Annotated in this window: 24 protein-coding genes; 16 read left to right on the top strand and 8 right to left on the bottom strand. The window is 75.0% G+C overall.

Going from position 1 to position 19,550, the window contains the following annotated elements; translation table 11 throughout:
- Positions 1-37: 37 nt before the first annotated feature.
- Positions 38-523: an RrF2 family transcriptional regulator gene (locus tag BLR12_RS00635; RefSeq protein WP_091372095.1), complete on the bottom strand. Its 486-nt coding sequence runs from the start codon at positions 521-523 to the stop codon at positions 38-40.
- 35 nt (positions 524-558) lie between these two features.
- Between BLR12_RS00635 and BLR12_RS24780 the strand changes: the two genes are divergently transcribed.
- Complete coding sequence (locus tag BLR12_RS24780; RefSeq protein ID WP_218120489.1) at positions 559-1,320, top strand: (deoxy)nucleoside triphosphate pyrophosphohydrolase; 762 nt, start codon at positions 559-561, stop codon at positions 1,318-1,320.
- Between the two features lie 123 nt (positions 1,321-1,443).
- Here BLR12_RS24780 and BLR12_RS00625 read toward each other — a convergent pair whose 3' ends face one another.
- On the bottom strand, positions 1,444-1,614 hold the full coding sequence (locus tag BLR12_RS00625; protein WP_218120488.1) for a CsbD family protein: 171 nt from the start codon (positions 1,612-1,614) through the stop codon (positions 1,444-1,446).
- Positions 1,615-1,963: 349 nt separating this feature from the next.
- Between BLR12_RS00625 and BLR12_RS00620 the strand changes: the two genes are divergently transcribed.
- The 7 genes from BLR12_RS00620 (at position 1,964) to BLR12_RS00590 (ending at position 9,319) form a co-directional block, all read left to right on the top strand.
- Entirely contained in the window at positions 1,964-3,619 is a 1,656-nt protein-coding gene (locus tag BLR12_RS00620) for a peptide ABC transporter substrate-binding protein (protein WP_218120487.1), read from the top strand.
- 137 nt (positions 3,620-3,756) lie between these two features.
- The gene (locus BLR12_RS00615; RefSeq protein ID WP_091372089.1) at positions 3,757-4,680 is read left to right on the top strand and encodes an ABC transporter permease; all 924 of its coding nucleotides are present in this window, start codon (positions 3,757-3,759) and stop codon (positions 4,678-4,680) included.
- Positions 4,673-5,623 (top strand): ABC transporter permease, encoded by a 951-nt coding sequence (locus BLR12_RS00610; RefSeq protein WP_091372086.1) that lies wholly within the window; start codon positions 4,673-4,675, stop codon positions 5,621-5,623. The genes BLR12_RS00615 and BLR12_RS00610 overlap by 8 nt, the downstream gene beginning before the upstream one ends.
- The gene (locus BLR12_RS00605) at positions 5,620-6,669 is read left to right on the top strand and encodes an ABC transporter ATP-binding protein (protein WP_091372083.1); all 1,050 of its coding nucleotides are present in this window, start codon (positions 5,620-5,622) and stop codon (positions 6,667-6,669) included. Before BLR12_RS00610 ends, BLR12_RS00605 begins: the two co-directional genes overlap by 4 nt.
- 133 nt (positions 6,670-6,802) lie before the next feature.
- Positions 6,803-7,795: an ABC transporter ATP-binding protein gene (locus tag BLR12_RS00600; RefSeq protein ID WP_369803434.1), complete on the top strand. Its 993-nt coding sequence runs from the start codon at positions 6,803-6,805 to the stop codon at positions 7,793-7,795.
- A gap of 214 nt (positions 7,796-8,009) precedes the next feature.
- Complete coding sequence (gene mshB, locus BLR12_RS00595; RefSeq protein WP_091372078.1) at positions 8,010-8,903, top strand: N-acetyl-1-D-myo-inositol-2-amino-2-deoxy-alpha-D-glucopyranoside deacetylase; 894 nt, start codon at positions 8,010-8,012, stop codon at positions 8,901-8,903.
- A complete protein-coding gene (locus BLR12_RS00590; protein ID WP_091372075.1) occupies positions 8,900-9,319 on the top strand; it encodes a hypothetical protein in 420 nt (139 codons plus the stop codon). The genes mshB and BLR12_RS00590 overlap by 4 nt, the downstream gene beginning before the upstream one ends.
- Here BLR12_RS00590 and BLR12_RS00585 read toward each other — a convergent pair.
- Positions 9,276-10,028, bottom strand: a complete 753-nt coding sequence (locus BLR12_RS00585) for a GNAT family N-acetyltransferase (RefSeq protein WP_091372071.1) — start codon at positions 10,026-10,028, stop codon at positions 9,276-9,278. The two genes, BLR12_RS00590 and BLR12_RS00585, sit on opposite strands and share 44 nt — an antisense overlap.
- Positions 10,029-10,186: 158 nt before the next feature.
- Here BLR12_RS00585 and fdxA point away from each other — a divergent pair, with 158 nt between their 5' ends.
- Together fdxA and dapC are read left to right on the top strand one after the other, a co-directional pair.
- On the top strand, positions 10,187-10,513 hold the full coding sequence (fdxA, locus tag BLR12_RS00580) for a ferredoxin (protein WP_089404596.1): 327 nt from the start codon (positions 10,187-10,189) through the stop codon (positions 10,511-10,513).
- Positions 10,510-11,631 (top strand): succinyldiaminopimelate transaminase, encoded by a 1,122-nt coding sequence (dapC, locus tag BLR12_RS00575; protein ID WP_091374132.1) that lies wholly within the window; start codon positions 10,510-10,512, stop codon positions 11,629-11,631. Before fdxA ends, dapC begins: the two co-directional genes overlap by 4 nt.
- A gap of 7 nt (positions 11,632-11,638) precedes the next feature.
- Here dapC and BLR12_RS00570 read toward each other — a convergent pair whose 3' ends face one another.
- On the bottom strand, positions 11,639-12,568 hold the full coding sequence (locus BLR12_RS00570) for a hypothetical protein (protein WP_091372069.1): 930 nt from the start codon (positions 12,566-12,568) through the stop codon (positions 11,639-11,641).
- 63 nt (positions 12,569-12,631) lie between these two features.
- On the bottom strand, positions 12,632-13,606 hold the full coding sequence (gene dapD, locus BLR12_RS00565) for a 2,3,4,5-tetrahydropyridine-2,6-dicarboxylate N-succinyltransferase (RefSeq protein WP_091374130.1): 975 nt from the start codon (positions 13,604-13,606) through the stop codon (positions 12,632-12,634).
- A 127-nt stretch (positions 13,607-13,733) separates the two neighbouring features.
- On the opposite strand from dapD, the gene dapE reads away from it, so the two are divergent.
- The 5 genes from dapE (at position 13,734) to BLR12_RS23820 (ending at position 17,046) form a co-directional block, all read left to right on the top strand.
- Positions 13,734-14,858 carry a succinyl-diaminopimelate desuccinylase gene (gene dapE, locus BLR12_RS00560; RefSeq protein WP_091372066.1) on the top strand — a complete coding sequence of 375 codons (1,125 nt, stop codon included), beginning with the start codon at positions 13,734-13,736 and terminating at the stop codon, positions 14,856-14,858.
- Positions 14,859-14,920: 62 nt separating this feature from the next.
- Positions 14,921-15,694: an LOG family protein gene (locus BLR12_RS00555; RefSeq protein WP_369803433.1), complete on the top strand. Its 774-nt coding sequence runs from the start codon at positions 14,921-14,923 to the stop codon at positions 15,692-15,694.
- A 40-nt stretch (positions 15,695-15,734) separates the two neighbouring features.
- On the top strand, positions 15,735-16,097 hold the full coding sequence (locus tag BLR12_RS00550; protein ID WP_091372059.1) for a DivIVA domain-containing protein: 363 nt from the start codon (positions 15,735-15,737) through the stop codon (positions 16,095-16,097).
- Complete coding sequence (locus BLR12_RS00545) at positions 16,090-16,548, top strand: SRPBCC family protein (protein ID WP_091372056.1); 459 nt, start codon at positions 16,090-16,092, stop codon at positions 16,546-16,548. The genes BLR12_RS00550 and BLR12_RS00545 overlap by 8 nt, the downstream gene beginning before the upstream one ends.
- Positions 16,549-16,587: 39 nt before the next feature.
- Positions 16,588-17,046: a GyrI-like domain-containing protein gene (locus BLR12_RS23820; RefSeq protein ID WP_143018653.1), complete on the top strand. Its 459-nt coding sequence runs from the start codon at positions 16,588-16,590 to the stop codon at positions 17,044-17,046.
- Here the strand turns inward: BLR12_RS23820 and BLR12_RS00540 are convergent.
- The 3 genes from BLR12_RS00540 to BLR12_RS00530 are packed head-to-tail and all read right to left on the bottom strand — an operon-like array spanning position 16,941 to position 18,485.
- Positions 16,941-17,291 (bottom strand): hypothetical protein, encoded by a 351-nt coding sequence (locus BLR12_RS00540; RefSeq protein WP_091372053.1) that lies wholly within the window; start codon positions 17,289-17,291, stop codon positions 16,941-16,943. The genes BLR12_RS23820 and BLR12_RS00540 overlap by 106 nt on opposite strands.
- Before the next feature lie 4 nt (positions 17,292-17,295).
- Entirely contained in the window at positions 17,296-18,033 is a 738-nt protein-coding gene (locus BLR12_RS00535; protein ID WP_091372050.1) for a cytochrome c oxidase assembly protein, read from the bottom strand.
- Positions 18,030-18,485, bottom strand: a complete 456-nt coding sequence (locus tag BLR12_RS00530; RefSeq protein ID WP_091372048.1) for a DUF2243 domain-containing protein — start codon at positions 18,483-18,485, stop codon at positions 18,030-18,032. Before BLR12_RS00530 ends, BLR12_RS00535 begins: the two co-directional genes overlap by 4 nt.
- Before the next feature lie 76 nt (positions 18,486-18,561).
- On the opposite strand from BLR12_RS00530, the gene BLR12_RS00525 reads away from it, so the two are divergent.
- Positions 18,562-19,467 carry a DMT family transporter gene (locus BLR12_RS00525; RefSeq protein WP_091372045.1) on the top strand — a complete coding sequence of 302 codons (906 nt, stop codon included), beginning with the start codon at positions 18,562-18,564 and terminating at the stop codon, positions 19,465-19,467.
- Positions 19,468-19,550 lie beyond the last annotated feature (83 nt).

The raw sequence follows: 19,550 nt of genomic DNA, 5'->3' as shown, positions 1-19,550 counted from the left end.
CGCCCAGCCCGGCTGCCCGGCGGCGGGGCGCCCCCGGCTACCGGCGCTCGGCGGGGTTCGCGACGTCCCCGAAGGAGCGCCACGCCTCCTCGAGGGAGACCAGCTCGGCGACCGGCGCGGGCAGCTCGCCGGCCACGACGTCGGCGAGGGTGACCTGCTCGAGCACCCGCCGGTAGGCCTCGCGCGCGGCCACCCACACCGGGGCCAGCGGGGTGGCGGTGCCCGAGTACTCGACGTCCTCCGGCCGCTGGCCGTGCACCTCGGCGAGGAACCCCTGTTCCACCCGCATGACCCGGGCGATGGAGACCTCCGACGGCGGCAGCGCCAGGCGGTAGCCGCCCTCCCGGCCGCGCTGGCTGGTGACCAGCCGGGCGTGCTGGAGGTCGCCGAGGATCGACTGGAGGAAGCGGGAGGGGATGCCCTGGGCCGCGGCGATGCGGTCGCACGTCAGCGCCCCCGGTGCCGCCGCGGCCAGCTCCACGGCGGCCCGGACGGCGTAGTCGACGCGGGCGGTGATGCGCACGGGGACCAGTCTGCCCTGTCTGCGAGGGTGGCACCGTGCCCCGGCTGCGTCTCACCTCCCTGGTGGAGGCGCCGCTGACCGTGGCCTTCGACGTCGGCCGCGCCCTCGGCCGCCCCTGGCCGGTGCCGCTGGTGGAGGTCGTGTCGGTCCGCCCGGTGCGCCAGGTCCACGCCGTCGGGCCCGGTCGCGGCTGGCGCCGGCTGACCCACTCGCGCCGCTACACCGCCACCGGCGCCGGCACGCTCGTCGAGGAGCAGGTCGACTGGGCGACGGCGCTGCCCGGCGTCCTCGGCCGGGTCGTGGACCTGCTGCTCCGCCGGCGGGTGCTGCGGGCGGTGCAGGCGCACCTGGACCTCCACGCCGCCGCGGCGGCCCGCCGCGCGCTCGACGTCGTGCAGGTGGTCGGCGCGGCGGTGGTGGACGGCGACCGGGTGCTCGTGGCCCGGCGGTCGGGCGGCCCCTTCGACGGCCGCTGGGAGTTCCCCGGCGGCAAGGTCGAGCCGGGGGAGGAGGAGCTCGCCGCGCTGGTCCGCGAGATCGGCGAGGAGCTCGGCGCGGTCGTCGTCCCCCAGGCGTTCCTCGGGGAGGTCGTGCTGGACGGCGCCGTCGGCGGCGGGCCACCCGGGGCGTCGACCCTGCGGGTCTGGTGGGCGCGGGCCGAGCCGGGCGGTCAGCTGACCGCGCACGAGCACAGCGAGCTGCGCTGGGTGGCCGCCGAGGAGCTGGAGGCGCTGGACTGGATCCCCGCCGACCGCCCCCTGCTGCCCGCCGTCCGGGCGCTGCTGGCCCGGCTCTGAGAGGGCGGGCCGTGGCCGGGCGGGGATCCGAGCGCTGGTGGCGTGGGGACCGGCGGGCCCCGGGTGCCGGCACGCCGACGGGCGGGCTCCCGTGGGGAACCCGCCCGTCGGCGTGCCGGTGGCCTACTTGAAGACGTCCTTGACCTTCTCGCCGGCCTGCTTGAGGTTGCCCTTGGCCTGGTCGGCCTGGCCCTCGGCCTGCAGGTCCCGGTCGCCGGTCGCCTCGCCGAGGTTCTCCTTGCCCCTGCCGGAGAGCTCCTCGGCCTTGTTCTTCATCTTGTCGATGCCGCTCACGTCGACTCCTCTCATCGGGTCCGGTGTCTGGTACCCCCGTCAGTGGACTTGACACGCCGACCAGGGAAGACCCGCAAGACGTCCGGCGTCGGCGCCATCCGGCCGGAGGTCTTGGAGGCGGGAGCCGACCGGGGCGACCCGAGCGGCGTTCCACCCTGTGAGATCCTGAGCCGAGGTCACAAGTCGGTGACGGTCGTGGACCCCCCTCCCGGAACGCGCCTAGGGTCCCCGCTCGTACCGGGATGGCCCGGTACCAGTCAGCAGGACCCCGGCACGCCGTGCGACGACGTCAGGCTGCCGGCGAACCAGTCCGTTCCCCCCGCTGTGCGGGACGAGGGAGGCATTGCACGTGAGGTTGAGCAAGCGCACTGCTGCGCTCATCGCGACCGGCCTGTCCGGCGCGATGGTGCTGTCCGCCTGTGGTGGCGGCGACGACAGCGGGTCCGGCGGCGGCGGTGGCGGCGAGGGTGGCGGCACCTTCAGCATCGCTCTGTACAGCGACCCCGAGAACCCGCTGGTGCCCGGCAACACCACCGAGAGCGAGGGCGCGCAGGTCGTCCGCTCGCTGTGGACCGGCCTGGTCGAGTACGCGGCGGACGGTTCGGTCGAGTACACCGGCGTCGCGGAGTCGATCGATTCCGAGGACAACACCACGTGGACCGTCACGCTCAAGGACGGCTGGACCTTCCACGACGGCACCCCCGTCACCGCCCGGTCCTTCGTGGACGCGTGGAACTACACCGCCTACAGCCCCAACGCCCAGGGCGGGTCCTACTTCTTCTCCAACATCCAGGGCTACGACGAGCTGCAGGCGCCGACCGACGACGCCGGGACCATCACCGGTGACCCGGTCGCCCAGGAGATGAGCGGCCTGCAGGTCGTGGACGACCAGACCTTCACGGTCACCCTCGCCAGTCCGTTCGCGCAGTTCCCGGTGACCGTCGGCTACAGCGCCTTCTACCCGCTGCCCGAGTCGTTCTTCGAGGACCCGGACGGTTTCGGGGCCCAGCCGGTCGGCAACGGTCCGCTGCAGGCCACCGAGGAGTTCGTGCAGGGTCAGGGCTTCACCGTCACGCGGTACGACGACTACGCAGGGGAGCAGCCTGCGCAGGCCGAGTCGGTCGAGTTCCGCGTCTACACCGACATCAACACCGCCTACACCGACGTGCAGGCCGGCAACCTCGACGTCGCTCCCGACCTGCCGCCGGACGCCATCACGTCGGTGGAGGCGGAGTTCGGTGACCGGTACCTGGAGGCGCCGTCGTCCGGCTTCACCTACCTGGGTTACCCGACCTACGACGAGCGCTTCGCCGACCCGCGGGTGCGTCAGGCCCTGTCCATGGCCATCGACCGCCAGGCGATCTCCGACGCCATCTTCGCGGGGAGCAACGAGCCGGCCGACTCCTTCATCGCGCCGGTGGTCGACGGCTACCGCGACGGTGCCTGCACCTACTGCGTCCTCGACGTCGAGCGGGCCAACCAGCTCCTGGACGAGGCCGGCTTCGACCGGAGCCAGCCGGTCGAGCTGTGGTTCAACGCCGGCGCCGGCCACGACGCGTGGGTGGAGGCCGTGGGCAACCAGCTGCGCGAGAACGTGGGCATCGAGTACTCGCTCCGGGGCGACCTGGACTTCGCCCAGTACCTCCCGCTGCTCGATGAGCGGGGCGTGACCGGCCCCTTCCGGCTCGGTTGGTCCATGGACTACCCCAGCCCGCAGAACTACCTGGAGCCGTTGTACTCCGCCGCGGCACTGCCGCCGGCGGGCTCGAACACGACCTTCTACACGAACCCCGAGTTCGACGCACTCATCCAGCAGGGCAACTCGGCGGCCAGCAACGAGGAGGCCATCGGCTTCTACCAGCAGGCCGAGGACCTGCTGCTGGAGGACATGCCGAGCATCCCGATGTTCTTCGACCTCGAGCAGGCAGTGCACTCCGAGGCCGTCAGCGACGTGGTGATCGACGTCTTCGGTGACATAGACGCTGCGGCGGTCACCATCAACTGACACCGCACCGCCGGCCGGCCGCCGGGGAACCCGCCCAGACTGGACGGTGTCCCCGGCGGCCGGCCGCGTGCGACCCCAGAATGGACGACGCGACGAGACGCTCCGCCGGCGTCCGCGTGTCCTGACCGAGGAGCGACATGGGCCGCTACATCGCGCGCCGCCTCCTGCTGACCATCCCCGTCCTCATCGGGGCGTCCTTCCTCATCTTCGCCCTCGTCTACGCCCTCCCCGGCGACCCCATCCGCGCACTGGGCGGTGAGCGGCCGCTGTCCCCGGCGGTGGTCGCCCAGCTCCGCGAGGAGTTCAACCTCGACGACCCGCTGGTGGTCCAGTACGCCAAGTACGTCGGCGACCTGCTGCAGGGAGACCTCGGCACCGACTTCCGCGGCCGCGAGGTGAGCGAGACCATCACCCAGCGGCTTCCGGTCACGCTGCGTCTCACCGTCGTCGCCATTGCGATCGAGACCGTCATCGGCATCATCGCCGGAGTGCTCGCCGGCATCCGGCGCAACGGCTTCCTGGACAACCTCGTGCTCGTCTCGAGCACGCTCATCGTCTCCGTGCCGATCCTGGTGCTGGCCTTCGTCGCCCAGTTCGTCCTCGGGCTCCAGTTCGGCTGGTTCCCGATCGCCGGGATCAACGAGGGCTGGCTCAGCTACGTGCTGCCGGGCCTGGTGCTCGCGTCCGGCTCGCTGGCCTACGTCGCCCGTCTCACCCGGACCAGCATCGCGGAGAACCTGCGCGCCGACTACGTGCGGACCGCGCGGGCCAAGGGCCTGCCCAACCGGACGGTCATCGGCCGGCACACCCTGCGCAACAGCCTGATCCCGGTGGTCACCTTCATCGGCGCGGACATCGGCACGCTCATGGGCGGGGCGATCGTGACCGAGACGGTGTTCAACCTGCCGGGCATCGGGCGGGCGGTGTTCGACAGCGTCCAGGCCCAGGAGGGTGCCGTGGTCGTCGGCATCGTGACCCTGATGGTCTTCTTCTTCATCTTCTTCAACCTGGTGGTGGACGTGCTCTACGCCGTCCTCGACCCGAGGATCCGCTATGACTGAGCAGCAGCAGATGGACCTGCGCAGGGACGAGGTCGAGGCCGGCGCGCAGACCGGTCTGGCCAGCCCGTCGGTCGACGTCACCAGCGGTCGGCAGAACAGCCTCTGGGGTGATGCCTGGCGTGACCTCCGGCGCAACCCGCTCTTCTGGATCGGCGCCGTGCTGGGGCTGTCGTTCCTGCTGATGGCGCTGGTCCCGCAGCTGTTCGCCCGCGGGGCCGACCCGCGGGACTGCGACTTGAGCAACAGCAACCAGAAGCCGTCGGCCGAGCACTGGTTCGGCTTCGACCAGCAGGGCTGCGACTACCTCGCCAACGTCGTCCACGGCGCCCGCAACTCGCTGATCATCGGGCTGCTCGCCGTCGCCGTCGTCCTCGTGCTGGGCGTCGTCGTCGGGGCCATCGCCGGCTTCTACGGCCGGTGGCTGGACGGCCTGCTCAGCCGGCTGACCGACATCTTCTACGCGTTGCCGCTCATCCTGGGCGCGCTGGTCGTCCTGCGCAGCGGCATCCTGGGCCGCGGTGTCGTGGCCGTGGCCATCGCCCTGGCGGCCTTCGGGTGGATGACCGCCATGCGCCTGGTCCGGTCCCAGGTGATCGCGGTCAAGAGCTCGGACTACGTCGCCGCCGCGCGCGCGATGGGCGCGTCGAACAGGCGCATCCTGGTGCGGCACATCCTGCCCAACGCCGTCGCGCCGGTCCTCGTGTACACCACGATCACCATCGGCGTGCTGATCGCGGCGGAGGCGACGCTGACCTTCCTGGGCGTGGGCCTGCAGCGCCCGGCCATCTCCTGGGGTCTGCAGATCGAGAACGGTCAGTCGCTCCTGCGCACCGCCCCGCACCTGGTGCTGTTCCCGAGCCTCGTCCTGACCCTGACCGTGATGGCCTTCATCATGATGGGCGACGCCCTGCGCGACGCCCTCGACCCGAGGCAGCGCGCATGACCCGGCCCGACCCCACCACCTCGGTGCTGACCGGTTCCGCCGGGACGCCGGTCCTCGAGGTCGACGACCTGCACGTGGAGTTCCGGACCCGCTCCGGCGTGGTCAACGCCGTCAACGGCATCAGCTACAGCCTCGCCGAGGGCCAGACCCTGGCCATCCTCGGTGAGTCCGGCTCGGGCAAGTCGGTCTCCGCGCAGGCCATCATGGGCATCCTCGACAGCCCACCGGCGGTCATCACCGGCGGCGGCATCCTGTTCGAGGGCCGCGACCTGCTCACCCAGTCGCCGGAGGAGCAGCGCAAGGTCCGCGGCCCGGGGATCTCGATGATCTTCCAGGACGCGCTGTCCTCGCTGAACCCCGTCTACAGCGTCGGCTACCAGATCGGCGAGATGTTCCGCGCGCACCGCGGCACGTCCAAGCGGGACGCCAAGAAGCACGCGGTCGAGCTGATGGACCGGGTGCGCATCCCGGGGGCGGCGTCGCGGGTGGACGACTTCCCGCACCAGTTCTCCGGCGGCATGCGCCAGCGGGTCATGATCGCCATGGCGATCGCGCTCGACCCGCGGGTGCTCATCGCCGACGAGCCCACCACCGCCCTGGACGTCACCGTGCAGGCGCAGGTCATGGACCTGCTCAAGGACCTGCAGCGCGACACCGGGATGGGCCTGGTCCTCATCACCCACGACCTGGGCGTGGTCAACGAGGTCGCCGACGACGTCGCGGTCATGTACGCCGGGCGGATCGTCGAGCGGGGCACGGTCGACGACGTCTTCGGCAACCCCGCGCACCCCTACACCGAGGGGCTGATGAACTCGGTGCCCCAGGTGGAGGCCAAGGGCGGGCGGCTGCAGCCGATCGTCGGCCAGCCGCCGAACCTGGCGGCCATCCCCAGCGGCTGCCCGTTCCACCCGCGGTGCGCGCGCCGCCGGCTCGGGGCCGACGCCGCCCCCGGCCGCGAGTGCGCCACCGACGTCCCGCCGCTTCGCCTGGTCGTCCCCGGCCGCGAGGCGGCCTGCCACTACAGCGAGGAGGTCCTCGGTGTCTGACGCCACCTCCGGCAGCACCGCGGCGAGCAGCGCGCGGGGGACCGACCGGGGCGCCGGGTGGGCCCGGACGGAGCCGTCCGGGGCCGCCGGCGCCGCGTCGCAGGCGCCGCCGCGGGCTGCGGCCGGCGAGACCCTGCTGGAGATCCGCGGCCTGGAGAAGCACTTCCCGCTGACCCAGGGGGTCGTCTTCAGGAGGACCGTCGGCCACGTCCGGGCGGTGGACGGCGTCGACCTCACCATGCGCCGCGGGGAGACCGTCGGCCTCGTCGGCGAGTCCGGCTGCGGCAAGTCGACGGTGTCGAAGCTGCTCGTGGCGCTGGAGAAGCCGACCGCCGGCGAGATCCTCTACAAGGGCCGCGACGTCGCGCGGATGAACCGCCGCGCCCTCAAGGCCTACCGGCGCGAGGTCCAGATCATCTTCCAGGACCCCTACGCGTCGCTGAACCCGCGGATGACCGTCGGCGACATCGTCTCCGAGGGCTGGGCGGTGCACACCGACGTCGCGCCGAAGAAGGGCCGGCTGCAGCGCACCCAGGAGCTCCTCGACCGCGTCGGGCTCAACCCCGACTACGTCAACCGCTACCCGCACCAGTTCTCCGGTGGCCAGCGGCAGCGCATCGGCATCGCCCGGGCACTGGCGCTGCGGCCCGAGGTCATCGTCTGCGACGAGCCGGTGTCGGCGCTCGACGTCTCCGTGCAGGCCCAGGTGGTGAACCTGCTGGAGGACCTGCAGGACGAGTTCGGCCTGTCCTACCTGTTCATCGCGCACGACCTCTCGGTGGTCCGGCACATCTCCGACCGCGTCGCCGTGATGTACCTCGGCCGCGTCGTGGAGGAGGGCACCGACGAGCAGGTCTACGGCTCGCCGTCGCACCCCTACACGCAGGCGCTGCTGTCCTCGGTGCCGCTGCACGAGCCGCACCTGCGGGGGCAGAAGGACCGGATCCTGCTGGAGGGCGACGTGCCGAGCCCGGCCGACCCGCCGTCGGGCTGCCGGTTCCGCACCCGCTGCTGGAAGGCCCAGGACATCTGCGCCCAGGAGCCCCCGGCGCTGGTCGACCGCGGCCAGGGCCACCCCTCGGCCTGCCACTTCGCCGAGGCCCGCACCGTCGTCCCGACCGAGTGATCGGTCGGCCTACCGGCCGACACGGCGGCCACGTGCCCGGACGGACCTCGGTGCCCCCCACCCCTCGCACGCTCGGCGCGGGTCCCTGCACCGAGGCCGATCGATGCGCTGAGCCCTGCCGTCGCACCCTTCGCGGACCCCTCCGGGGCCCACTCGGGCACGACACCGCAGGTGCGCGTCCCCGGCTCGGGACGCCCGGGGAGAATGGCTCCTCGTGACCGCTGACCGCCGCATGCTGCTGGTGCACGCCCACCCGGACGACGAGACGATCAACAACGGCGCCACCATGGCCCGCTACGTCGCCGAGGGGGCCCGGGTCACGCTGCTCACCTGCACGCTGGGTGAGGAGGGCGAGGTCCTGGTGCCCGAGCTGGAGCTGCTGGCCCCCGAGCACGCCGACCAGCTGGGCGGGTACCGCATCGGCGAGCTGCGGGCGGCCATGGAGGCCCTCGGCGTGACCGACTGGCGCTTCCTCGGCGGCCCGGGCCGGTACCGCGACTCCGGGATGATGGGCACCGCGGCCAACGGGACGCCGCGGGCCTTCTGGAACGCCGACCTCGACGAGGCGGTCGCGCACGCGGTCGCCGTCGTCCGCGAGGTGCGCCCGCAGGTGCTGGTCACCTACGACGAGAACGGCGGCTACGGCCACCCCGACCACATCCAGGCCCACCGGGTGGCGATGGGCGCGGTCGACGCCGCCGCCGACCCGGCCTACCGCCCCGACCTCGGCGAGGCGTGGCAGGTCGCCAAGGTCTACTGGTGCTGCGTGCCGCGCTCGGTCATGCGCCGGGGCATCGAGGCACTGGCCGCGCTGGGGGAGACCTCGCCGTTCGCGTCGCTGGGCGAGGTGGACGACGTCCCGTTCGCCGTGCCCGACGAGCTGGTTGCCGCGGCGGTCGACGGGCGGGCGCACGCCGGGCGCAAGGACGCCGCGATGCGCGCGCACGCCACCCAGATCACCGTCGACGGCCCGTTCTTCGCGCTGTCGAACAACCTGGGCCAGGAGGTCATGGGCACCGAGTACTACCGGCTGGTGCGCGGCGAGCGGGGGCCGGCGGCGACCCCCGAGGGCTGGGAGGACGACCTGTTCGCGGGCCTGCCCGGATGAGGCTCGCCACCCGGGTTGGGGGTGGCCTGCTCGTCGTCGCCCTGGCCGCGTGGCTGGCGCTGGTGGAGGTCTTCTGGCTGCCGCTGCGGGTGGCCGGCGTCCCGGTGCCGGTGTCGGTCCTCGCCGCGGTCGCCGGCAACCTGCTGCTGGTCGGTCTGGCCGCGCGGCTGACCGGCTCCCGGCTGGCCGCGGTGCTGCCCGCCGTGGTGTGGCTGGGCGTCGCGGTGGCGGCGGCGATCCCGCGGCCGGAAGGCGACCTGCTGCTCACCGGGAGCGGGCTCCTCGGCGTGCTGACGCTGGCCTTCCTGCTGGCCGGCGTGGTGGCCGCGTCCTTCGCCGTCGGCCAGGTGCTCGCGGTGCCGCGGGACGGCGTCAGGCCGGCGCGTACCGGTAGTGGTAGCGGTGGTGCTCGATGAGGCCGGCCCGCCGGTAGAGCGCCCGCGCCGGGGCGTTGGACGCGGACACCTGCAGGTACACCCAGGCCGCGCCGCACCCGGCGCCCCAGCGCTGCAGCGCGGCCATGACGGCGGTCGCCAGCCCCTGCCGGCGGTACCGCTCCTCGACGGTGACCGCGGCGACCCCCAGCCAGCCGTCGGTGACCACCCCGCGGCCGACGGCGGCCAGCGGGGCCGGCGGCGGGTCACGGCGCACCGAGGCGAAGACGACGTCCCCGGCGTTCGTGAGCACGGCGCGGGCCGACGGCGGCAGCGGCCGGCCGCGGTACCGGTAGCCGGCCAGCCAGGCGTCGTCCGGCTCCGGGGAGAGGTCGACCGCGACGCCGTCGGCCGTGGGCGCGGTCAGCGGGGCGGTGAGGACCAGCACGTCCTCGTCGCGCTCCCACCCGGCCGCGGCGAAGGCCGCGTCGGCGGCGCGGGACTGGCGGCCGGGCAGCATCGCGCACGGCCGCAGGCCGCGGCCGGCGTACCAGCGGGCGACGGCGTCCACGGCGCCGGGCAGCGGGAGCCCGGGGTCGCCGGTGACCAGGACGGAGTTGGCGCGGCCGGTGAAGCCGCCGGCGGCGCGCAGCAGCCAGTCGCCGAGGGCCGCCTCCTCGGCGGCGCGCCACCCGCGCGCGGCGAGCCGTTCGAGGTCGGCGACGTCCAGGGGTGACCGGCTCTGTCCCACGGGCCGATCCTGCGCAGGGAGCGTCGTGTCTCACCCGGCGGGGGTCGATCGGGCCACCCGTGACGTTTCCGCGCACCGCCACGGGCCATACTTGGAGTCGGAACGACCGGCCGCTGAGCCGGCGGAGCAACCCCGCACGTCCCCGGGAGGGAACCACCGTGACCTACGTCATCACCCAGGCCTGCGTCGACGTCCTCGACAAGGCGTGCATCGACGAGTGCCCGGTGGACTGCATCTACGAGGGCGACCGGATGCTGTACATCCACCCCGACGAGTGCGTCGACTGCGGCGCCTGCGAGCCGGTGTGCCCGGTGGAGGCCATCTACTACGAGGACGACGTCCCGGACAAGTGGAAGGACTTCTACAACGCCAACGTGGAGTTCTTCTCCGACCTGGGCAGCCCCGGCGGTGCGGCCAAGACCGGCCGGGTCGGCAAGGACCACCCGCTGGTGGCCGCCCTGCCGCCGCAGGGCGAAGGCCACTGACGACCCAGCTCCCGGGGACGGCGGCCGGCCGGCTGCCCGACTTCCCCTGGGACTCGCTCGCCGCGGCGCGCGCCGAGGCCGCCCGGCACCCCGGCGGCGTCGTCGACCTCTCCATCGGGACGCCGGTCGACGACACCCCTGAGCTGCTGGCCAGCGCCCTGGCCGGTGCCGGCAACGCCCCGGGCTACCCGACGGCACTGGGCACCGCCGAGCTGCGCACTGCCGCGGCCGGGTGGCTGCAGCGCCGGCTCGGGGTGCGGCTGGCCGACCCGCTGGGCGCCGTCCCCTCGGTCGTCCCGACCGTCGGCTCCAAGGAGCTCGTCGCGCTGCTGCCCACGCTGCTGGGCCTGCGCGGCGCGGGCACGGTGCTGATACCGGAGGTCGCCTACCCGACCTACGAGGTCGGTGCGGTGCTGGCCGGGCTGGCGGTGCGGCGCACCGACACCCCGCCGGCGGACGCCGCCGACGTCGTCCTGGTGTGGCTGAACTCCCCGGGCAACCCGCACGGCCGGGTGCTCACCGACGACGAGCTCCGCGCCTGGGTCGCGTGGGGCCGGGCGCACGGCGTGCCGGTGGTCTCCGACGAGTGCTACGCGACCCTCGGCTGGGACGTCGAGCCGCGCTCGCTCCTGCACCCGGAGGTCGCCGGGGAGGACCACACCGGCCTGCTCGCGGTGCACTCGCTGTCCAAGCAGTCCACCGCGGCCGGGTACCGCGCCGGGCTGCTGTCGGGCGACCCCGCGCTGGTCCGCCAGGTGTGGGAGGTGCGCCGGCACCTGGGGCTGCTGGTGCCCACGCCGGTGCAGGCCGCGATGGCCGCCGCGCTGGCCGACGACGCGCACGTCGACGAGCAGCGGGAGCGCTACCGCGCCCGCCGCGACCGGCTGGCCGCCGCCGTCCGGGCCTCCGGCGCCCGCATCGACCACTCCGAGGCCGGGCTGTACCTGTGGGTCACCCGTGACGAGGACTGCTGGACGACGATCGATCGGCTGGCCGGGCTGGGCATCGTCGCCGCCCCGGGCGCCTTCTACGGCCCCGCGGGCGCGCGGCACGTGCGGATGGCGCTCACCGCACTCGACGAGCGGATCGACGCCGCCGTCGCACGCCTCACCGGCTGACCGCGCCTCAGCGGGTGAGCTCGAGGCGCAGCGTGTCGGCGCCGGTGTCCGAAGGTGCCCAGCCCCCGGTGGGCGTCCACTGCCACCCGGCGTGGGACACCGACCGCAGCTGCAGCCGCTCGGCCTGCGCGACCGCCCAGGTCACCGCGGGCCAGCCGGCCGCCGGGTCGACCTCCACCGCGCCGAAGCGCTCGGTGGTGCCCGTGCCGAGCTCCCGCTCCACCACCGCCGCGGCGGCGGTGACCCGCTGGCTGAGCCGCCCACCGGGAGCCACGGGCTCGTAGCTGCAGGTCAGCCGGCCCGGCTCGGCGGCGCCGAACGCCGCGGTGAGCTGCTGGGCGAGCGGCTCGTGCTTCTGGTACGCCTCCGGGAAGCCGCTGCGCTGCACGCGCTGGGCGGCGTCGGTCAGCCGGAGGGCCTCCCAGTTCCGCACCTCGACCAGGCCGTCGTAGAACTTCCCCGCCGCGTAGACCGGGTCGGTCACCTCCTCCGGCGTCCCCCAGCCCTGCGACGGGCGCTGCTGGAACAGGCCGAGGGAGTCGCGGTCGCCGTAGTCGAGGTTGCGCATCGTCGACTCCTGCTGTGCCGTCGCCAGCGCGACGACCACGGCCCGCTCCGGCAGCCCGCGAGCCCGGCCGACCGCGGCGATCGTCGCGGCCGAGGAGGCCTGCTCGCTGGTCAGCGCGAGGTCGGTGCCGGGCACCGTGCAGGAGCCGGTGAGCGCCACCGGGTCCGGGCCCTCGATGTTCCGCACCAGCGCGACCACCCCCAGGACGACGAGCCCGACGATCCCCAGCGGCAGCCAGGACCGCCACGAGCCGGCCGGCGCGCTCCGCTTGGCCGGTGACCGGCGCTTCGCGGCCGGGCGCCGCGCCGGGGGACGCCGCGCGGGCGTCGTCCGGCGGACCGGGCCGGCCGCGCTGCGTGTGCTGCTCATCGCCCGCGACTGTAGGTGCGGACCCTGGGCGGATCCTGGACGCGCGGCGGCGGTGTCGGTCGCCTAGTTGCTGTGCAGCGCCGCGTTGAGCTCGCCCCAGGTGCCGGTGCGGGGCAGCGCCTCCAGCGCGCCGGAGACCGAGTTCCGGCGGAACAGCAGGCCGTCGCGGCCGGAGAGCTCGGCGGCCTTGACGACCGAGCCGTCGGGCAGGGTCACCCGCGCGCCGGCCGTCACGTAGCAGCCGGCCTCCACCACGCAGTTGTCACCGAGGGAGATGCCGATGCCGGCGTTGGCGCCCAGCAGGCAGCCCCTGCCGATCGACACGACCTGCTTCCCGCCGCCGGAGAGGGTGCCCATGATCGAGGCGCCGCCGCCGACGTCGCTGTCGGCGCCGACCACCACGCCGGCGCTGATCCGGCCCTCGACCATCGACGGGCCCAGGGTGCCGGCGTTGTAGTTGACGAAGCCCTCGTGCATGACCGTCGTCCCCTCGGCGAGGTGGGCGCCCAGCCGCACGCGGTCGCCGTCGGCCACGCGGACGCCGGAGGGGATGACGTAGTCGACCATCCGCGGGAACTTGTCGACGCCGAACACGGTCACGTGCCCCAGTGCGGCCCGCAGCCGGTGGACGTTGAACGTCGCGGCCTCGACCGGGCCGGCGCTGGTCCACGCCACGTTGGTCAGCAGGCCGAAGACGCCGTCCATGTTGATCGAGCGCGGCGTCACCAGCCGGGAGGACAGCAGGTGCAGTCGCAGCCAGACGTCGTGGGTGTCGACCGGGGGCGCGGCCAGGTCGGCGATGACGGTGCGGACGGCGATCACCTCGACACCGCGGGCCTCGTCGCTGCGCACCAGGCCGCCGTAGTCGGGGCCGAGCTCACCGGAGATCTCCAGCGCACCCAGCCGGGTGGTGCCGGCCGCGGCGCCCTCGGGCGCACCGAGGCGCGGCTCGGGGTACCAGGTGTCGAGCACCGTGCCCGCGGGGGTCACGGTGGCCAGGCCGGCGGCGACGGCGGAGTGCGGGGCGGGAGCGGTCACGGCGACGACGCTACCCAGCAGCGGGTGCACCCGGTCGCTGCCGGTCCCGTCGGCCCGGGTGAACGGCGGGTGACCGACCGCGTGCTGCGGCGGCCCGCCCCGGGGCCCGCCCGTAGGCTCGGCGGTCGTGAGCGACCTGCCCCCGCTGGACCCCGCAGCCGACGTCCTGACGCTCACCCGCGCGCTGGTCGACGCCCCGTCGGTGTCCGGGAGCGAGGCGGCCCTCGCCGATGCGGTCGAGGCGGCGCTGCGGGCGCTCGGCGGGCTGGAGGTGGAGCGGGTGGGGGACGCCGTCCTCGCCCGGACGAACCTGGGGCTGCCCACCCGGGTCGTCCTCGCCGGCCACCTGGACACCGTGCCGATCGCCGACAACGTGCCCAGCCGCCTCGACGAGACCACCGGCCGGTTGTACGGCTGCGGCACCAGCGACATGAAGGCCGGGGACGCGGTGGTGCTCCGGCTGGCCGGGCGCTTCGGCGTCCCGGGTGCACGGCCCGCGCACGACCTCACGTTCGTCTTCTACGACAACGAGGAGGTCGAGGCGGTCAAGAACGGCCTCGGCCGGGTGGCGCGGGAACGGCGCGGCTGGCTCTACGGCGACCTCGCGATCCTGCTCGAGCCCACCGACGGGGAGATCGAGGCCGGCTGCCAGGGCACCCTGCGCGCCCGGCTGGAGACGACGGGCAGGCGGGCGCACAGCGCACGGAGCTGGCTCGGCGTCAACGCCGTCCACGGCCTGGCCGGGGCGCTGGCCACGCTGGCCGCCTACCGGCCCCGGGAGGTGGAGATCGACGGCTGCCGCTACCGCGAGGGGCTCAACGCCGTCGGCATCTCCGGGGGCGTCGCCGGCAACGTGATCCCGGACGAGGCCGCGCTGACGGTGAACTTCCGCTACGCGCCCGACCGGGACGAGGACGCCGCGGAGGCGCACGTCCGCGAGGTCTTCGCCGACGCGGTCGCCGCCGGTGCCACGCTGACCGTCACCGACAACGCCGGCGGCGCGCTGCCGGGTCTGTCCGAGCCCGCGGCCGCGGCCTTCGTCGCCGCCGTCGGCCGCCCGGCGCGGGCCAAGCTCGGCTGGACCGACGTCGCCCGGTTCGCCGCCTTCGGCATCCCCGCCGTCAACTACGGCCCCGGCGACCCGCAGCTCGCCCACACCCGCGAGGAGCACGTGCTGGTCGAGCGCCTGCAGCCGGCCGAGGACGCCCTCGTCGCCTACCTGACGACGCCCACCAGCCAGGAGCCCGCGTGACGACCACCCCCGAGCCCGCCAACGCCCGCAAGCCGCGGCCCACCCGCCACCGCGGCCCGGTCATGCTGCGCGGCGGCGAGCCCGACCCCCGCCTGCAGGGGACGACGACCGACGCCCGGCTGCTCGACCGCCGCGGCCCCACGGACTGGGTGCACACCGACCCCTGGCGGGTCCTGCGGATCCAGAGCGAGTTCGTCGAGGGCTTCGGGCTGCTGGCCGAGCTGCCCAAGGCCGTCAGCGTCTTCGGCAGCGCCCGCACCCCGCAGGACTCGCCGCACTACGCGGCCGGCGTGGCGATCGGCGCGGCGCTGGCCGACGCCGGCTACGCCGTCATCACCGGCGGTGGCCCCGGCGCGATGGAGGCGGCCAACCGCGGCGCCTCGGAGGCCGGCGGGCTCTCGGTCGGCCTCGGCATCGAGCTGCCGTTCGAGCAGGAGCTCAACGAGTGGGTCGACGTCGGCATCGCGTTCCGCTACTTCTTCGTCCGCAAGACGATGTTCGTGAAGTACGCGCAGGCCTTCGTCATCCTGCCCGGCGGATTCGGCACCCTCGACGAGCTGTTCGAGGCGCTGACCCTGGTGCAGACCCGCAAGGTGACCCGCTTCCCGGTGGTGCTGTTCGGGTCGGAGTACTGGTCGGGGCTGGTCGACTGGCTGCGGACGACGATGGTGCCCGCGGCGACGATCAAGGACACCGACCTGGACCTGTTCACGGTCACCGACGACGTCGACGAGGTCGTGCGGATCGTCCAGGAGGCGGAGAAGGCGCGGCAGGCCGGTGACAACGGCGGCGGCATGCGCGCGTTCCCGGTGGACGACGACCCCAGCGACGCGTGATGGCACGGGACCGCGCCGAGGGAGAGCTTGGGGTCCTCCGGTGCTGACCGCGGTCGTCGTCGTCCTCACCACCGTGGTGGTCGCGGCGCTGCTGTTCCTCGGCGGTGCGGTGCTGATGGGGCGGGGCGAGACGCAGCCGCCGGCCGATCCCGAGCGCTCCCCGCTGGAGCTGCCGCAGGACCGGCCGGTCACCGCGGACGACGTCCGCGGGGTGCGCATGACGGTGACCGTGCGCGGCTACCGGATGACCGAGGTCGACTGGCTGCTGGAGCAGCTGGCCCGGGCGCTCGAGGAGCGTGACGGACAGGTCGCGGCGCTGCGCGCCCGGCTGGAGGGCACCGGGCGGACGCCCGGTGCGGACGAGGCGCCCGCGGGCGGGAACGGAGCGCACGCCGATGCGTGAACTGGTGGAGACCGTGCACGTGGACGCGCCGCCGCGGCAGGTGTGGGCGGCGCTGACCGACTGGACCCGTCAGGGGGAGTGGATGCTCCTCACCGACGTGGAGGTCACCGGCGGCGACCCGGAGGCCGTCGGCGGCCGGCTCGCCGCGCGCACCGGCCTCCCGCGGCCCGGTGGCCGGCACCTCGGCGTGCTGGACACGATGGTGATCACCCAGTGGGACCCGCCGCGGCGTGCGGTCGTGCAGCACACCGGCCGGATCGTGCGCGGTCCGGGCACCTTCGAGGTCGTCCCGCGCTTCGCGGGCTCCACCGTCACCTGGACCGAGCAGCTGTGGCTGCCCTTCGGCGTGGTCGGCCGGCTGGGCTGGCCGCTGGCCAAGCCGGCCGTCGTGCTCGGCGTCCGCCTCTCGCTGCGCCGGTTCGCCGACTTCGCGATGCGGTACGGCGGCTGAGCGCTCGACCCGGCCCCGGGGCCGGCTCGAGGGGGACCGGTGTGGACGAGCACCTGCCGCGCGTCGGGTGCGACCCGTTCCGGCGCGCTGCGGGTCGCCTACCTCGGCATGGTCACCGAGGACGGCGACGGCCCGGTGGAGGTCGCCGTCCCGTTCCGCGGTGCGGTGCGGACGGCGGGGGAGCTGCGCGTGCGGGGGCAGCCGGCCGGGCGCGAGGCGGTCACCGTGCTGACCCGCGCCGAGGCGGGCTTCCCGCGCGTCCTCGACGCCTACGACGCCGTCGCCCGCTGGTGCGAGGCCGCCGGGCTGGAGCGCAGCGGCAGCCCGGCCGAGGTACCTGACCGGCCGGGACGTCGGCCCCGACGAGCCGCACCCGGAGGTGGTCTGGCCGGTCAGGTGACGGCGTCGCGCCGGGCGCGGGCGAAGGCGAGCGCCTCGCGCGCCAGCGGCAGGTCGGTGCCCGGCTCGCCGTCGGCCAGCGCCACCCGCTCGCGGTAGGGCCGCCCCCGGCCGCCGAACGCCCCGCCCCGCCCGTCGGCGAGCAGCCCGGCCACCCGGTCCCCGGGCAGCTCCAGCACGAGCGCGCCCCGCACGACCATCGCGAACGCCGCGCCGTCGACCTGCAGCGCCCGCGAGCCGAACCGGCGGGGCCCGGTGGCGTCGGGCGGGGTCACGTCCGGCTCGCCGGCGAGGGCGTCGACGAGGGCGGCGACGAGGGCGGCGAGGCGGGCGGCGGCGTCCACCGGCTCATGCTGGCCCGACGGCGGCCGCGGTGGGCGCTCCCGCGGCGCGGACGGCGGCCCGGCTGACGTACCAGCGCCGCCACAGCACCGCGGCGACCACCACGGTGACCACGGTGCCGCCGTCCCACATCAGCCGGGCGCCCTCCTCGGCGGCCCGGACGCCGGGCAGCGGGGCGGCGTAGAGCCACTTCGCCAGGACGTCGTGCGCGGCCGCCCCGGCGGCCAGCGCCGCGGCGCGCACGCCGACCGGGCGGCGGTGCGGCGCCGGGTCGACGGCCAGCACCGCGGCGGTGGCGAGGTACCCGCTGACCAGGACGTGCAGCGCGACCAGCGCGGCGGCGACCGGCCGGTGCGCGACCGCCGCGTGCAGGCCGGTGCCGTACAGCAGCCACAGCCCCGCGGCGTTGGCCGGGACGGCGACCAGCGGGTCGGTCGCCCAGCGCAGCGGCGGAGTCCGCAGCAGCCGGGCCAGCCGCCGGGCGGCCGCGACCGGCAGCGCGCGCAGCGCCAGGGTGACCGGGGCGGCGAGCACCAGCAGCAGCGGCGCTCCCATGCCCAGCAGCAGGTGCCCGGCCATGTGCGTGCGCAGGTCGCCGTGCGCGGCGGACAGCACGGCGCCGGCACCGGCCGCGACCAGCCCGGCCACCCAGGACGCCGTCCGCAGCAGCGGCCACGGCGTGCGCCGGCCGGCCGCGACGTAGACCGCGCCGGCGGCCAGCAGCGCGCCGAGCAGCACGGTCACCGCGCGGGCCGCCGCCGGGCCCGGAGGAGCAGCACCGCCCCGGCGGCGAGCAGGACGACGGCGGACGCGTTCCAGGCCAGGTCGTAGCCGGTGAGGTCGACGCCGTAGCGGACCTGGTGCACCCGGAGCAGCTTGTGGTCGACCACGCCGTCCCACAGCTGGAAGGCGCCGGCGCCCAGCAGGACGAACGCCCACCACCGGCCGGCGTCGAACCCGCCGCGGCGGCGCAGGTCGGCCAGCAGCGCCAGCCCGGCGACCACGGCCGACAGCGTCGCCGCGTGCAGCAGGCCGTCCGACACCAGCGCGGCCGTCCCGCCGGCGCGGTCGTAGAAGGAGTGCCAGGCCAGCAGCTGGTGGAAGACGATCTCGTCGACCGAGCCCATCAGCCCGGCGCCGAGCAGCAGCCCGGAGACCGCGAGCCGCCGGCCGGACGCGGGAGGGGTGCCGCTCACCGTCGGGCGGTGCCCGTGACCGGAGTGCGGTAACCCCCCGGGCCACCGGGCAGGATGGCGCCGTGCGGGGACAGCGGTGAGCCGGCGGGGCTGGGCGCTGTTCCTGGCGATGTCGCTGATCTGGGGCGTGCCGTACCTGCTCATCAAGGTGGCGGTCGAGGACCTCTCGCCCGTGGTCGTCGTCTTCGGCCGGTGTCTGCTGGGCGCGGCGCTGCTGCTGCCGTGGACGGTGGCGCGCGGCCAGCTGCGGCCGGCGCTGCGGCACTGGCGGCCGCTGCTCGCCTTCACCGTGCTGGAGATGACCGGGCCCTGGCTGCTGCTGGCCTACGCCGAGCAGACGCTGTCCAGCTCGCTCACCGGCCTGCTCGTCGCCGGGGTGCCGTTCGTGGCCGCGCTGGCCGGCCGGCTGAGCGGCGACGGGGAGCGGCTGGGCCCGGTCCGGCTGCTCGGCATGGGCCTGGGTGTGGCCGGCATCGCGGTGCTGCTCGGCCTGGACGTCGAGGCGATCGCGCCGCTGCCGCTGCTGGCCGTCGGGCTGGTGGTCGTCGGGTACGCCACCGCGCCGCTGATCGTCAGCCGGTCACTGCCCGAGGTGCCCGGCGTGGCGGCCAGCGCGGTCGCGCTCACCGTCACCGCGGTGTTCTACGCGCCGTTCGCCGTCCCCCGGATGGACGAGGCGGCCCGGGCGCCGGGCGACGCGCTGCTGGCCGTGCTCGTCCTCGGCGTGGTGTGCACGGCGCTGGCGCTGGCGCTGTTCTTCGCGCTGATCCGCGAGGTGGGCCCGCAGCGCGCGCTCGTCATCACCTTCCTCAACCCCGCGGTGGCGGTCCTGCTCGGCGTCCTGCTGCTCGACGAGCCGTTCACCCTCGGGCTCGCCGTCGGCCTGCCGGTCGTCGTCCTGGGCTGCGTGCTGGCCACCCGCCGCAGCCCGGTGCGCCGCCGGCGCGCCGAGCTGGGGGACGTGGACGCCGCCGTCCCCTGACCCACCCCTCCGGGTGGTCCGGCGTCGGGTTCGGCTCAAGGCACCCCCGGGTTCCCGCCGAGGACGCACCCGGCACCCGCCGG

It is taken from the genome of Geodermatophilus sp. DSM 45219 (genome assembly GCF_900104025.1).
Classification (GTDB): Bacteria; Actinomycetota; Actinomycetes; order Mycobacteriales; family Geodermatophilaceae; genus Geodermatophilus.
Note: the sequence above shows the minus strand (reverse complement) of the source record. Positions and strands in the feature narration are given on the sequence as shown.